This window comes from Acinetobacter sp. NIPH 542, from assembly GCF_000369825.1.
Classification (GTDB): Bacteria; Pseudomonadota; Gammaproteobacteria; order Pseudomonadales; family Moraxellaceae; genus Acinetobacter; species Acinetobacter oleivorans.
Window position 1 is genome coordinate 437,176 of sequence record NZ_KB850205.1, and the last position, 14,787, is coordinate 451,962.

A 14,787-nucleotide genomic window follows, 5' to 3' on the forward strand; every position below is an offset into this window, starting at 1 on the left:
GATATAGGTATTGATCATGAGTAATACACAACCTGACTTTTTAGCCGACGAATTTTTGTTAGATCACTATGTAGGTAAGACACCTCTAGTTCGTTTGCAGCGATTAGCTTCTCATACGCAAGCGACGGTTTTAGCAAAATTAGAAGGTAATAATCCGGCAGGTTCTGTAAAAGACCGTCCTGCATATAACATGATTATGCAGGCAGAAAAACGTGGTCAAATTAAGCCAGGCGACACCTTGATTGAGGCAACCAGTGGGAACACAGGTATTGCTTTGGCAATGGTTGCTGCAATGCGTGGCTATAAAATGAAACTTATTATGCCGAACAACATGAGTCAGGAGCGTAAAGATGCCATGCTGGCTTATGGCGCAGAGCTGATTGAAGTAACACCGCAGCAAGGTATGGAAGGTGCTCGTGATTTAGCCTTGCAAATGGAAAAAGAAGGCAAAGGGCACGTTTTAAATCAGTTTGGTAATCCTGATAATGTTGAAGCTCATTACTTAACAACTGGTCCTGAAATTTGGAAACAAACAGGTGGGAAAATCACCCATTTTGTAAGCTCAATGGGTACGACTGGTACCATCATGGGTGTTTCTAAATATTTAAAAGAACAAAACCCAGATATTCAAATTATTGGTTTGCAACCAGCAGATGGCTCAAGCATTGCTGGTATTCGCCGTTGGCCGAAAGAATATTTACCTACTATTTTTGATAGTAGTCGTGTAGATCGTACTATTGATATTCCACAAATTGATGCTGAAAAGACCATGCGTAAATTAGCGCGGATGGAAGGCATTAGTGCGGGTACATCTTCAGGTGGCGCGGTATGGGCATCCATTAAGATTGCAGAAGAAAATCCAGATGCTGTTATTGTTTGCATTATCTGTGACCGTGGCGACCGCTACTTGTCTACAGGATTGTTTTCAGTACAGGACGATAACTCATAATTGAGAGAAATAATGCGTTTCCCTACCTTGGTTTTTGATATTGAAACTTTAACTGATTTAAAAGCGGGAGCGCATTTATATCATCTTGATTTACCAGAGGCTGATGTAGAGCAAGCATTGACTAAACTCCGTCGTCAAGAATCAGGCATGGATTTTCAGCGCTTACCTTTGCATGAAATTGTTTGTATTTCTGGTCTATGGATTGATGAGTCTGGTTTCAGATTGTTTTCTTTTAGTCGTGAACAATATTCTGAAGCTGAGATTTTGCAAAAGTTCTTGTCAATTTTTGATAAGCGTCATCCGACTTTAGTGAGTTGGAACGGCTCACAATTTGATTTACCCGTTATTCTGTTTCGCGCGATGTATCATGGGCTTTCTGCACCGGGCTTGTTTGATCAAGGTGAGATTGATAGCCAGAAGCGTTTTAATAATTACCAAAACCGTTATCACCATCGCCACATTGATTTAATGGACGTGATGGCAATGTTTAATGGGCGTAATTTTCAAAAGCTTGATGATATTGCCTGCATTTTAGGTTTGCCGGGTAAACGTGGTGAATCGGGTTATCATGTGCCTGAATATGTTCGTAATCAACAGTGGTTAAAATTGACTAGCTATTGTGAAGGGGATGTACTCAATACATGGTTTATTTATTTACGTTGGCTCGTACTAAAAGGTCAGTTGAGCGTAGATGAACATAACCACTGGATTAGCTCGAGTATTGAATATTTACAGACTATGCCGCAGCAGTCTGACTTTCTTGAAGTATGGGAACGTACTTCGAAACATACTGAATTTACTTCTCACTATTTTAATCCTTCAGATTTTTAGGTTCATCCTTTGAAACAACAAGCCAAATCTCGCAAGCCTCAACAACCTGAATACATTTTTCAAGTTGAAACACTTTCTCATGAGGGGCGAGGAATTGCGCATTATGGTTCTCATCCTGATCATCCAGCAGATAAGCATGGCAAGAAAGTTTTTATTCGCTATGCATTGCCCGGAGAAATTGTAAAGGCTCAGATTACCCATCAAGCAAAGCGTCTTGAAGAAGCTGAGATGGTGCAGTTGTTAGGAGAGCCTTCAACTCATCGCATAGATGCAATTTGTCCTCATTATGGTATTTGCGGTGGCTGTAGCATGCAGCATATCCATCCTGATGAACAAATCCGGTTAAAGCAAAGTGTGCTCCAATCGCATTTACAACATTTTGCAGGAATTCAGCCTGAACAGTGGCTTGAGCCAATTCGATCTTTACAAACAGATTATCGTCGTCGTGCTCGAATAGGGGTGCGCTATCTGCCAAAGCCAGATCGCTTAATTATGGGGTTTCGTGAACATCATAGTAATCGGCTAACTTCTATCCACACTTGTAGTGTTTTGGATAAAAAACTATCAGATAGCTTGCCTGAGCTGCGTACTTTACTCCAAAGTCTAAAAGGCAAAGCGCATATAGGTCATGTAGAATTAGCAAAAGGTGATCATGAAATTTCTTTGTTGGTTCGTCATGTAGAAAAATTAAACAATTCTGATGTCAACCAATTAAAGCAATTTGCGTTAGACAAAGGGTGGCAGTTGTATTTGCAGCCTAAGGGGCCTGAAAGTATTCATCGTATTGATGATGAAAAAGGTGCTTTACGTTTACACTATGCTTTAGAGCAGTTTGATGTAAATTTTGCTTTTTCGCCATTGGATTTTACTCAGGTCAATGCCACAGTAAATGAACAAATGGTTCAATTGGCATGTGAATTGCTTCAATTGCAACCAGGTGAAAAGGTACTTGATCTATTTTGCGGTTTAGGCAATTTCTCACTCCCGTTAGCACGATGTGTTGGTGAGAGTGGTCAGGTTGTCGGTGTGGAAGGGAGTGAAGAAATGGTGCAACGGGCAACAGCTAATGCAAAATGCAATAGTTTGGTGCAAGCAACCTTCTTTTCACAAGATTTAACAAAAGATTTTTCGCATCATTCTTGGGCAAATCAAGGATTTGATGCATTATTGATTGATCCTCCTCGTGCTGGTGCATATGAAATTATGCAGTATGTATCAAATTTTGGAGCAAAAAGAATCGTTTATGTATCATGTAATCCAGCTACACTGGCAAGGGATGCGGGTGTTTTGGTCCAATATGGTTACCAGTTAAAAAAAGCAGCTGTGATGGACATGTTTACGCACACAGAACATGTTGAATCCATTGCACTATTTGAAAAAATTCAAGAGATAAACGATTAAAAACATGAGTTACATATTGAGGAGAATGGTATGGTCACAGTACGTGAACAGTTACCTGAACAACTAACTGAGTTGTCCGAGGAAACGACTGTAGAGCATGCCGCCGAAACGCAAATCGGTTTAGCCTCATGGTTGGATCGGGTGCGTGAAATATTAGATGGGGCGAAGCTTGAACAGCTTGAGCAGGTTGCTCATTTAACCCTGCAAAAAGAGTTGGATTCAACGGTTAATCATCGTTCAAATACTTTCGCTACAGGCGTTGGAATGGCTGACATTCTGGCGCATCTCCATGTAGATGAAGATACTCTATCGGCAGCAATGCTCTATCGTAGTGTGCGTGAAGACATTACTGATATAGAAGAAGTAAAACAGAAATTTGGGGAGCAGGTCTATAACCTTGTCAAAGGTACTTTGGCAATGGGTAAGCTCTCGGAACTCATTGAGAAAAATAAACGGTTAGAAGATCATTTTAATAATAATCAACGAGAACATTTAAGTGGCATTTATAAAATGCTGATTTCGGTTACCGAAGATGTTCGTGTTGTTTTAATTAAACTTGCTGAACGTACCTATTCTTTACGAGAACTAGCAAATTCATCTCGTGAACGTCAAGAACGTGTAGCACGTGAAATTCTTACTATTTATTCGCCATTGGCGCATCGACTCGGTATTGCTCAGCTTAAATGGGAACTTGAAGATCTCGCTTTTCGCTATTTAGCGCCAGATCGTTATAAAGAAATTGCGTCATTACTGAATGAAAAACGATTAGAACGCGAACACTATATTCAGTTTGTGATTGATCGTTTAAAAAATGAGTTAGCGTCTTACGGAATCGAGTCAGAAATCACAGGTCGAGCGAAGCACATTTATTCGATTTATCGAAAAATGAAAAGCAAAAACCTGAGTTTTGATCAGCTTTATGATATTCGTGCCTTACGTGTATTGGTCAATAGTGTTCCTGAGTGTTATCACTCTTTAGGTATTGTTCATCAAATCTGGCGTCATATTCCGCATCAGTTTGATGACTATATTACCAACCCGAAAGCAAATGGTTATCGCTCTTTGCATACTGCTGTAATTGCCGAGAATAAATCGCTTGAAGTACAAATTCGTACTCATGAGATGCATGACGAAGCAGAATTAGGCGTATGTTCGCACTTTAACTATAAAGAAGGTTCAAAGAATACTGACCATTCCTTTAATCATCGTTTGCATTCATTACGTGCTGTTTTAGAGCACTATCAAGAGCGTAATGAAACGACGGTACATCAAAACGAAGATGAAACAGAAGGCTTTGAACAGTTACAAGATTTTGAAGGCTTTGAGAAGATTTACGTTTTTAGTCGTGATGGTGATATTAAAGAATTGCCACGTGGCTCAACAGTTTTAGATTTTGCTTATCATGTGCATACGGAAGTAGGTAACAAGTGTTATGCAGCGCGAGTTAACCAGCGCTATGTGCCACTTACCTATACTTTAAAAACTGGTGAGCAGGTTGAGATTTTAACTAAAAAAGATCGTGATCCAAACCGAGATTGGTTGGTCAACTCTTTAGGTTATATTAAAACCTCTCGCGCCCGTGACAAGCTACGTCATTGGTTTAGACAGCAAGATCGTAGTAAAAATCTTGAAGTTGGCCGTGAACTTCTTAATAAAGAGTTAGCTCGTCTAGCGATTCACCCAAAAAGTATCGACCTAAATGATTACTCATCACATTTTAACGTGAAAACGGGTGATGACATTTTAGTGAGTCTAGTAAGCGGTGATATTAGCTTACATGCCTTGATTAATCAGGTGAACCGTCAAATGCATCTAGATCAGGATGAACCTGAACTAGTGCTTAAACCAGCATTAAATCCACGTGCTAGCCATACGTTATCGGCTCATGGAATCTTAATTGATGGTTTAGACAATGTAGAGCTGCACATCGCGCAGTGCTGTCAGCCCGTACATGGTGAGTCAATCGCTGGATATATTACTTTGAACCGTGGTGTTAGCATCCACAAAGTCATTTGTTCAGACTACCAACGTATGATTAAGCAAGAACCAGAGCGTGCTGTTGAAGCCGATTGGGAAATGCAACCAACACGTGGTCAAAGCGTTCAAATTGTGGTGGAAGCGTATGATCGTCGTGGTTTGCTTAAAGACTTAACTCAAGTGATTTTCTCTGACCAAATCAATATTCGTCAGGTCAATACAATTTCTGAAGCAGATGGTATTGCCAATATGAAGTTGTTAATTGAGGTTAAGGGTTTAGCACAGCTTTCTCGCTTATTGGCTCGCTTAGAGCAACAGCCTGGAATCATTAGTGCGCGACGCATGATTCAAGGTGTTTAAATAAATTGAGTAAAAAGGCTGTCAAATGACAGCCTTTTTACTATGCGTTACTTTCTGGATAAATAAATGTTAGTAAGTCGATTTAGAAACTGAGGGCTTAAAGTCGAGAGTTGGTAAAGCAGTTTGGTTTTTATGCCAACTGGAGTGTGAGTAGGTGTCCAGAAATGAGCTTTTTTCTCTACAAGCGCAAGCACCTGCTGAGCAATATCATTTGGAGTTAAATCTATCCCCATATTTTGAATAGTGCCTGCATCCATATTGTTAACCATTGCAGTTTGCACAAACAGCGGCATCACATCTAAAACGCGAATACCATATTTTTTCCATTCCACATCTAAACCTTCAGTAATTCCGCGAACAGCAAATTTACTGGCTGAGTAAGAAATAAGGTCAGCTTGCCCGTAAATTGCAGAAGCTGAAGATAGATTGATAACACGTGCAAAAGAAGCTTGCTTCAAATAAGGTAGGGCAGCATGACAGCCATTGATGACACCGTTTACATTAATATTTATTGTTCTTTGGTGTGCTTTAATATCAGTTGTTTCAAATGCGCCAGAATATAAAATACCGGCATTATTTACTAAGATGTTGAGTTCGCCAGCCCATTCAGTAAATTCTTTTAATATGTGTTGCCATTGGTCGTAATCACTTACATTTAGATAGCCGGCACAGGCATTTGGCCCTAAGTCGTTTGCCAATTTCTGAGCAAGCGATTCATTAATATCATAAATGCCTACTTTATATCCTTGTTTGTAGAATACACGTGCAATTTCAGCCCCAATACCTTGAGCGGCACCACTAATCAGAATACTGTATCTCATCTTTTTTCTCTTTGTCAGTACAATAGTGCGACTGATTTAATCGCTTTGATTTTGATCATAACAAATTAAAATCTTAGTTTTACTGACCGACTTTTTAAACTTGAGGGTTACCATGGATAAATTGCTTAAAATCATGCAAGAGTTACGAGAAAAATGTCCGTGGGATCAAGAACAAACCCCAATGTCACTGACTAAATATGCGATTGAAGAAGCATATGAAGTCGAGGCTGCTGTTCGTCAGGGGAATATCGATGAAATCAGAAATGAGCTAGGCGATTTGTTATTACAAGTCGTGTTTCAATCACAAATGTTTAGTGAGCAAGGTGCTTTTAACTTTCAAGATGTGGTTGAGGCAATAAGTGAAAAGTTAATTCGCCGCCATCCACATGTTTTTCAGGCAGATCAATTTAATAATTTAACGCCAGAGCAAGTAAGTGAGCTTTGGAAACAAATTAAACAGCAAGAAAAACAAGGCAAGCCGCAATCAAGGTTGGATGAAATAAAGCATGGACCAGCTCTATTGCAGGCACAAGAAATTCAAGAAAATGTCGCAAAAGTTGGGTTTGACTTTGAAACCGTAGAAGATGCTTATGGAAAACTAGAAGAAGAGCTAGATGAGTTTAAACAAGCACTGAGAAATCAAAATATTGATGAAATTCAAGATGAATTTGGAGATTGCCTGTTTTCATTAGTCAATGTAGGACGTAAACTTGCGATTTCAAGTGAAACATCACTTTTATCAACAATACATAAATTTAGAAGCCGTTTTGCTTTTATTGAAGATCAAGTGCAAAAACAGCAAAGAACATTAGAAGACATGACCTTGTCTGAAATGGATGAATTGTGGAATCAGGCAAAGCGGCAGTTAAGATTAGGGGAAAAAATACATGCATCTCAGCATGAATCTTTGGAAGAGTAAGTCTTATCTTTTTATTGTTTTATTTTGGAGCCTGATTTCTTCAAGCTTTGTTCAGGCTCAATCTTTTGATCAAAATTTTAAGGAGTGGAAGGCTAAACAGCAGATGTATGATCAGAAGTTAAGCATACAACACGCCTCGCATTCTAGCGTTCCAAAAAGCTCAGCCATGACTGACTCTTCGGGACAAGTTCACTTGAATCAAGCCAATATTGATGAGCTTCAAAAGCTAAAAGGTATTGGTGAGAAAAAGGCTCAAGCGATTGTAGAATACCGTCAAAAGAATGGTGGCTTTAAAAATATTGATGAATTTAAAAGCGTAAAGGGCATTGGTCCAGCCATTTTTGAAAAGAATAAAGCGCGTTTGACTTTATAAATCATCTGTTTGTCAATTGTCATTTCATGCGCAAACTACAGAGAATCAAATTGCCCTTTGTGTGCGTTAGAGCTATGATTAGCGACAACTTGTTATTTACGTCCTGACGTAGGAGACAGCGTCTTTTGCAAACCTTGCGAGCGTCAAAATGTGGTTTGTCCACAGCCCAACTTCCTTCTTCGATTTTAGATGTGATCGATAGCCTGACTAAAGCTGGCTATGAAGCTTATATTGTTGGGGGTGGTGTCCGTGATTTAATGCTAGGGTTTAATCCTAAAGATTTCGATGCAGTGACCAATGCGACACCTTCTCAAATTAAAGAAGTTTTTGGCAGACGTTGCCGAATCATTGGTCGTCGATTTGAATTGGCACATGTCTATTCAGGGCGTGAGCTTATTGAAGTTGCTACATTCCGTGCCCCTCCTAAAAAAGCAGTCACTAGTGCCTCAGGCATGATTTTACGTGACAATAATTGGGGTACTATCGAACAAGACTTTGCTCGACGTGATTTTTCAATTAATACGCTATATTACCAACCGCGTAAGAGTATTGTGCTCGATTTCTGCAAAGCAATTGACGATGTAAAAAATAAAACTCTACGTTTATTGGGCGATCCGGCACAGCGCTTCGAAGAAGACCCAGTGCGTATGCTGCGAACTCTACGTTTTGCAGCTAAGTTAAATTTCAAAATTGATTCAAATATTCTCGATATCTTTGATACTGAAATGACGCAATTACTGCGTGATGTCTCTCCGCATCGTTTATACGATGAATCTCAGAAGCTGTTCACAATGGGACATTTGGCGCGTGTTTTGCCAATGTTGATTGAGTTTGGTGTCTGGAAGCAACTCTTTGCAGATATTCAGCCTAACCTCACTCCATTTATTTTAAGAGCAGCAAAAAATACAGATCAACGTATTCAGGTTGGGAAAACAATTAACCCAGCATTTTTCTATGCAGTGTTATTGTGGCAACCATTTTTAGAGCGTTGTGAGTTTTATTTATCTAAAGGTATTGTGCCGGCTGAAGCCCGTGCGCAGGCTGGTTTAGATGTCTTAAAACGCCAAGCAACACGTACAGTTATTCCTCGCTTTGCAGAAACTTTTATTCGTGAAGTTTGGGAAATGCAAACTCGTTTGCTTAATCCAAAACCACAGCAAATAGAAGCATTGGCTGGACATGCTCGTTTCCGTGCAGGTTTTGACTTCTTATTACTTCGTGAAAAATCTGGTGATGACACAACACAAGGAATGGGAAGTTGGTGGGAAGCCTACCAAGAAATGTCAAATGACGAAAAAGAAGCTGCGATTAGCCAATATAATCGTCAGAAAGCTAGAAACCGTCGTAAAGCTGCTGCTGAACCTCTTGAAAGTAATAAAGTTGACACCGAAATTGAACCTTTGGTTGATATTCCGGAACCACGTACTCGCCGTGGGAAAAAAGAACGTACTAGACAAGATCAGGCAGTTGGCCGATTTGTTGAAAAAGCGACTACTTCTGAAGCAGGCGTGATAGGCGATCATCCAATTTTAAAACGTAAGCGGGTACAACGTGATTTAAGCCAAGTCATCTTTGGGCCAACGCAATGACAATAACCACTTATATTGGTTTAGGAAGTAATTTAGGCGATTCACGTCAAATTTTATCTGAAGCCATTGCTAAGCTTAAGACGTTAGGAATGGTTAAAGTCTCTAGACTTTATCAAAGTCCGCCTATGGGACCTCAAGATCAGCCAAATTATTTAAATGCAGTTGCAAAATTAATTACCGATCTTGCGCCCTTAGATTTGCTGGATCATTTACAACGTTTTGAGCAAGAAGCTGGTCGTGTACGGCTTCGTCGTTGGGGTGAGCGAACCTTAGATCTGGATTTGCTTATTTATGGCAATGAAAAAATTCACAATGAGCGCTTAACTGTGCCGCACATAGGCATTCTACAACGAGATTTCGTTGTGATTCCTTTATTAGATTTAGATGCTGATTTACAGATTAATGATCAGCCACTTAAAAATTTAGAACTGATACAGCAGCCAACGCTGACTGTACTTGCGGATGAGTCTTGGGCTTAAGCCCTTGATTCATTATGTTCTGCAAACTCCTGTAGAGGATATCATCATGATTAGTCTAAGTGACTTAAGAAAATTTAAAGCCGAAGGACGTAAGTTCTCTTGTCTAACTTGTTACGATGCAAGCATGGCAAAAGCAATGGAACTTGCTGAAATTGATACAATCTTAATTGGTGATTCTCTTGGAATGGCAATTCAAGGGCGAGATTCAACTTTGCCAGTAACCGTTGAAGATATGGCTTATCATACGGCAGCGGTGCGCCGTGGTAATCAGCATGCCTTGATTATGACTGACTTGCCATTTATGAGTTATGCAACCTTGAATGATGCTTTGCAAAATGCAAGAACAGTCATGCAAGCTGGCGCTCAAATGGTGAAAATCGAAGGCGGTGCATGGTTAAGTGAAATCGTGCAGGTCTTAACCCGTAATGGCGTCCCTGTTTGTGTACATTTAGGCTTAACTCCTCAATCTGTACATGTATTCGGTGGTTATAAATTACAAGCTAAAACACGTGAAGCAGCAGATCAGCTTATTGCTGATTGTACAGCAGTGGTTGAGGCGGGTGCGGCGGTATTATTGCTTGAATGTGTTCCTGCTCAATTGGGTCAAGAAATTGCTGAATTATTCCCAAATACGCCTGTAATTGGTATTGGCGCAGGTAATGCAACTGATGGTCAAGTATTGGTTGTACAAGATATGTTGGGCTTAACTTTTGGTCGAGTTGCGCGTTTTGTACGTAACTTTATGAAAGAGCAATCAGGTGAAACTGCAATTTTAGATGCTTTTAAAGCTTTTCATGCTGCTGTGCAGGATCAGTCTTTCCCTGCCAAAGAACATACTTTTCACGTTGAGCTGTAATTCATGAAAACAGAAACCACCATACAAGGTCTTGCAGCTTCTTTAAATCCTGCTAGAGCTGCACGTAAAATTATTGGTTTTGTCCCAACAATGGGAAATCTACATGAAGGGCATCTCACACTTGTTCGTGAAGCGAAAAAGCTATGTGATGTTGTGGTTGTAAGCATCTTCGTAAATCCGACGCAATTTGGCCCAGGCGAAGATTTTGACAACTATCCTCGTACTTTAGAGCAAGATAGTCGCTTACTTGCTGATGTTGGCTGTGACATTATTTTTGCGCCATCAGTTGAGCAAATGTACGGTACACAACCACGTTTAACGAACATCAGTGTCAGCCAGATTACAGATGCTTTATGTGGTAGTTCACGTCCAGGACACTTTGATGGTGTCGCTTTAGTTGTAACTAAGCTCTTTAATATTGTGCAACCGAATTACGCTTTCTTTGGACAAAAAGATTACCAACAGTTAGCCGTTATTCGTCAGTTTGTACAAGATTTAAATATTCCTTTAGAAGTAATTGGCGTGCCAATTGTTCGTGCAGCAGATGGTTTGGCGCTTAGCTCAAGAAATGGTTATTTAAGCGCTGAGCATCGTCAGATTGCTCCGGTTATTTATCAAAGTTTGAAGCAGGCTGAGCAACAGTTACATCAAGGCAAAGATTTGCAACAAGTTGTAGAAGATATCAAAACTCAGTTGACAGATAATGGCTTTGTTGTTGATTATGTCGAAGCTCGTCAGACAAATCTGTTACCTGCTGCTCAATTTGATCGTGATATTGTGTTGTTTGTCGCGGCAAAACTTGGTGCAACTCGTTTGATTGACAATTTAGAAGTTGCCTTTACACCCCAATAAAAGAGATCAAAGGACAGCCATGCCATGAAGCGTATACTTATCGTGACAGGACAGTCTGGTTCAGGAAAATCTTCGGCCCTTCAAGTATTAGAAGATTTGGGCTATTACTGTATTGATAATTTGCCTTTGGCATTGCTGCCTGAAATTGTGGCAAAGCTAGATCATGAAAACAATCTGGAGCAATTAGCTTTAGGAGTGGATGTAAGAAGTACTCGGGCAGATATGCAAGAGTTCGATCATGTGTTTGAGCAATTACAAAGACATGGAACTGTTGATGTTATTTACTTGACGACACAAGATCAGGATCTGATTGCGCGTTTTAGTGCATCGCGTCGTCCACATCCATTAGCTAATCGTTTTAAAAGTCTGTTGCAATGTATTCATGAAGAAAAGCAGTTACTGCTTCCAATTCAGTTCCGCGCTACGGTTCATATTGATACAACGGATAAAAGCGTTCATGATTTAAAGCATATTTTACTGTCTAAATTAGGGCAGTCAGATAAGCTTATTGTCATATTGCAGTCATTTGGATACAAACATGGCATTCCTTTAGATGCCGATTATGTTTTTGATGTACGGCATTTACCAAATCCGCATTGGGATTTAGAATTAAGACGTTTTTCTGGTTTGGATGAGCCAGTAAGACTATTTTTAGAAGCAAGTCCGCAAGCAAACGAAATGTTTGATGATATTCTTCACTTCTTAAAAAAATGGCTTCCCGCATTTGCTGAAGGACATCGTCACTATATGACGATTTCTATTGGTTGCACTGGGGGGCAACATCGTTCGGTTTATATCGTAGATAGACTAAAACAAGCACTTGAGGCAGAATGGTCTGTTCAGGTCTTACACAGAGAAATGAAGCACTGGTCATGATAGACACAACTGTTGATGTAATTAATAAACTCGGTTTACATGCTCGTGCATCAGGAAAACTGATAGAGGTCACTACAAAGTTTCGTTCGTCGATCCAGATTGGAAAAGGCGATCATTTGGTAGATGCAAAAAATATTATGTCTTTGCTGATGTTAGGTGCAGGTAAAGGAACCACTTTGCGATTGGTCATTGATGGTACCGACGAAGAGCAGGCATTAAATGAAGTACTGGCGTTATTCGCAGCAAAATTTTATGAGGCAGATTAATCGTGGCACGTGGTTCCCAGCGTTATACTGAAGAAGATTTCGGTTCTTTAGAAGGACGTGCAAGTAAAACCGAACAGAAAAAAGCAGTGCAACGCATGGCTGCTTTAGGTGAGCAACTCGCACAACTTTCTATTAAACAAATTCAGAAACTTCCAGTTGATGAGCGTTTAATTGATGCTTTAATGGAAGTGCAGAACATTAGTTCTTTTGAAGCACGTCGTCGCCAATTTCAACGTATTGGTAAGTTATTGCGCAATGAAGATGAGACCGTTATTTTGTCTTATTTAACCCCGCAGCAAGGCGCAAAAAGACAGGCTCAATTAATGCGTTGGGTTGACCGTATGATTGAGCAGGGTGATCCTGCAATTAATGAATTTAGTAAAATTTATAATGCATCGGAACGTCACACCTTGCGTCAGCATGTGTTGAGAATTAACCGCGATAAAACTCAACAGGCGAGTGAAGCAGATATTGAGGCATCAAAAGTTAAATTTGTTAACTATGTGCAGCAAATTGCATTATTGTCCGATCAAGGCTAAATGCACTTAAATAAAAAAAGCGACGCTCAAGGCGTCGCTTTTTTTATTTATATATTCTCAGCGCGTTCTTTTGCCCATTCACGCAAAATAAACTTCTGTAATTTGCCGGTCGATGTTTTTGGAATTTCTGTAATGACCACATCTTTAGGAACTTTAAAGCGAGCTAACTCTTTTTGACAATGTGCAATAATTTCTTCAGGTGTTGCTGTAGCACCCATTTTTAATTCAATAAATGCGCATGGTACTTCTTGCCAACGGGCATCGGGTTTAGCAACCACCGCAGCGGTTAAAACAGCTGGGTGTTTATACAAAACATCCTCTACTTCTAAAGATGAAATATTTTCTCCACCTGAAATAATAATATCTTTCGAGCGATCAGTAATTTTTGCATAACCATCGGGATGGCAAACGGCTAAGTCTCCCGTGTGGAACCATCCGCCAGCAAAAGCTTCTTGAGTCGCTTGGGGATTCTTTAAATAGCCTTTCATGACAATATTTCCACGGAACATGATTTCTCCCATGGTTTGTCCATCGTTTGGTACAGGTTGCATGGTTTCTGGGTCTAATACACGCATACTGTCTTGTAACGGATAGGGTACGCCTTGGCGAGAATGAAGTTGAGCTTGTTCGGCAATTGAAAGCTCATTCCATCCCGATTGCGAAGCACATAAGGCAGAAGGCCCGTAAGTTTCAGTTAAACCATAAACATGGTTTACGTTAATCCCCATGTTTCGCATACCTTCAATAATAGCAACTGGAGGAGCTGCGCCAGCAACCATTACTTCAACATGGTGATCAAAGTTAGTTTGTTTTTCTTTAGGTAAGTTAATAATCATTGAAAGAACAATCGGTGCACCACAGAAATAATCAACCTTATGTTCTGCAATGAGTTGCATGACTAATTCTGGGTCGACCTTGCGCAAACAAATATTTGTTCCACCGCTGGCTGCGATGCTCCATGCAAAACACCAACCATTACAATGAAAGAGAGGCAATGTCCATAAATACACAGCGCGAGGTTTCATTCCGCAGGCCAATATGTTACTTGCAGCGTTTAAATAAGCGCCCCGATGATGATAAACAACGCCTTTAGGATTACCTGTTGTGCCTGAAGTGTAGCTTAAGCTAATTGCATCCCACTCATCATCTGGTAAATGCCATACAAAATTAATGTCGCCTTGAGCTATCCATTCTTCATATTCAAAAGAGCCAATAAACTGATTCTCGCCCTCATATTCATCATCAGCTACATCAATCACAATAATGTGTTGGTCGGGAATAAGAGAGAGGGCTTCTCTTGCCAGATTAACAAATTCAGGGTCAACCAAAAGCACTTTGCTTTCAGCATGTTCTAACATGAAAGCTATTGTTTTTGCATCTAAGCGTGTATTGAGCGTATTGAGCACAGCTCCAGTCATCGGTACTGCAAAATGTGCTTCGATCATCGCTGGCACATTAGGCAATAAAACTGATACCGTATCATTTTTACCAATTCCGAGTTGTTTGAGCTGAGAAGCAAACTGGCAACAACGTTGGTAAGTTTCTTTCCATGAAATTTGGCGTTTACCGTGAATAATCGAAGCGTGATTTGGATAAATATAAGCTGCACGCTCTAGGTAGCGTAGAGGCGATAACGCAACAAAGTTTGCGGGTGTGCGTGGCAATTCATCATAAGCACTAACCATGTGAAACAACTCCG

The 14,787-nt window shown here is 40.1% G+C and carries 15 protein-coding genes; 13 read left to right on the plus strand and 2 right to left on the minus strand.

Features of this window, described 5'->3' with window-relative positions:
* Positions 1-16 precede the first annotated feature (16 nt).
* The 4 genes from cysM to F886_RS05410 are packed head-to-tail and all read left to right on the plus strand — an operon-like array spanning position 17 to position 5,518.
* The gene (gene cysM, locus F886_RS05395) at positions 17-949 is read left to right on the plus strand and encodes a cysteine synthase CysM (protein WP_005302386.1); all 933 of its coding nucleotides are present in this window, start codon (positions 17-19) and stop codon (positions 947-949) included.
* 12 nt (positions 950-961) lie between these two features.
* Positions 962-1,780, plus strand: a complete 819-nt coding sequence (locus F886_RS05400) for a 3'-5' exonuclease (protein WP_005302389.1) — start codon at positions 962-964, stop codon at positions 1,778-1,780.
* 9 nt (positions 1,781-1,789) lie between these two features.
* Positions 1,790-3,181, plus strand: a complete 1,392-nt coding sequence (gene rlmD, locus F886_RS05405) for a 23S rRNA (uracil(1939)-C(5))-methyltransferase RlmD (RefSeq protein ID WP_005302392.1) — start codon at positions 1,790-1,792, stop codon at positions 3,179-3,181.
* A gap of 30 nt (positions 3,182-3,211) precedes the next feature.
* On the plus strand, positions 3,212-5,518 hold the full coding sequence (locus F886_RS05410; protein WP_005302395.1) for a RelA/SpoT family protein: 2,307 nt from the start codon (positions 3,212-3,214) through the stop codon (positions 5,516-5,518).
* A 47-nt stretch (positions 5,519-5,565) separates the two neighbouring features.
* Here F886_RS05410 and F886_RS05415 read toward each other — a convergent pair whose 3' ends face one another.
* Positions 5,566-6,339 (minus strand): SDR family oxidoreductase, encoded by a 774-nt coding sequence (locus F886_RS05415; RefSeq protein WP_005302397.1) that lies wholly within the window; start codon positions 6,337-6,339, stop codon positions 5,566-5,568.
* Positions 6,340-6,451: 112 nt separating this feature from the next.
* Between F886_RS05415 and mazG the strand changes: the two genes are divergently transcribed.
* From mazG to yjgA, 9 genes are all read left to right on the plus strand, one after another.
* Positions 6,452-7,258 (plus strand): nucleoside triphosphate pyrophosphohydrolase, encoded by an 807-nt coding sequence (gene mazG, locus F886_RS05420; RefSeq protein ID WP_005302400.1) that lies wholly within the window; start codon positions 6,452-6,454, stop codon positions 7,256-7,258.
* Entirely contained in the window at positions 7,227-7,631 is a 405-nt protein-coding gene (locus tag F886_RS05425) for a ComEA family DNA-binding protein (protein WP_005302401.1), read from the plus strand. The genes mazG and F886_RS05425 overlap by 32 nt, the downstream gene beginning before the upstream one ends.
* A 125-nt stretch (positions 7,632-7,756) precedes the next feature.
* Positions 7,757-9,220, plus strand: a complete 1,464-nt coding sequence (pcnB, locus tag F886_RS05430) for a polynucleotide adenylyltransferase PcnB (protein ID WP_005302403.1) — start codon at positions 7,757-7,759, stop codon at positions 9,218-9,220.
* The gene (folK, locus tag F886_RS05435; protein ID WP_005302406.1) at positions 9,217-9,699 is read left to right on the plus strand and encodes a 2-amino-4-hydroxy-6-hydroxymethyldihydropteridine diphosphokinase; all 483 of its coding nucleotides are present in this window, start codon (positions 9,217-9,219) and stop codon (positions 9,697-9,699) included. The genes pcnB and folK overlap by 4 nt, the downstream gene beginning before the upstream one ends.
* Positions 9,700-9,745: 46 nt before the next feature.
* Positions 9,746-10,555 (plus strand): 3-methyl-2-oxobutanoate hydroxymethyltransferase, encoded by an 810-nt coding sequence (gene panB, locus F886_RS05440; protein ID WP_005302408.1) that lies wholly within the window; start codon positions 9,746-9,748, stop codon positions 10,553-10,555.
* Positions 10,556-10,558: 3 nt separating this feature from the next.
* Positions 10,559-11,407, plus strand: a complete 849-nt coding sequence (panC, locus tag F886_RS05445) for a pantoate--beta-alanine ligase (protein ID WP_005302410.1) — start codon at positions 10,559-10,561, stop codon at positions 11,405-11,407.
* A gap of 24 nt (positions 11,408-11,431) precedes the next feature.
* Positions 11,432-12,283 (plus strand): RNase adapter RapZ, encoded by an 852-nt coding sequence (gene rapZ, locus F886_RS05450; RefSeq protein WP_004794551.1) that lies wholly within the window; start codon positions 11,432-11,434, stop codon positions 12,281-12,283.
* A complete protein-coding gene (locus F886_RS05455) occupies positions 12,280-12,549 on the plus strand; it encodes an HPr family phosphocarrier protein (RefSeq protein ID WP_013198928.1) in 270 nt (89 codons plus the stop codon). Before rapZ ends, F886_RS05455 begins: the two co-directional genes overlap by 4 nt.
* Before the next feature lie 2 nt (positions 12,550-12,551).
* On the plus strand, positions 12,552-13,088 hold the full coding sequence (yjgA, locus tag F886_RS05460; protein WP_005302413.1) for a ribosome biogenesis factor YjgA: 537 nt from the start codon (positions 12,552-12,554) through the stop codon (positions 13,086-13,088).
* A gap of 47 nt (positions 13,089-13,135) precedes the next feature.
* On the opposite strand, the gene F886_RS05465 is transcribed toward yjgA, so the two are convergent.
* Positions 13,136-14,773 carry an acyl-CoA synthetase gene (locus F886_RS05465; protein ID WP_005302416.1) on the minus strand — a complete coding sequence of 546 codons (1,638 nt, stop codon included), beginning with the start codon at positions 14,771-14,773 and terminating at the stop codon, positions 13,136-13,138.
* Positions 14,774-14,787: the final 14 nt, after the last annotated feature.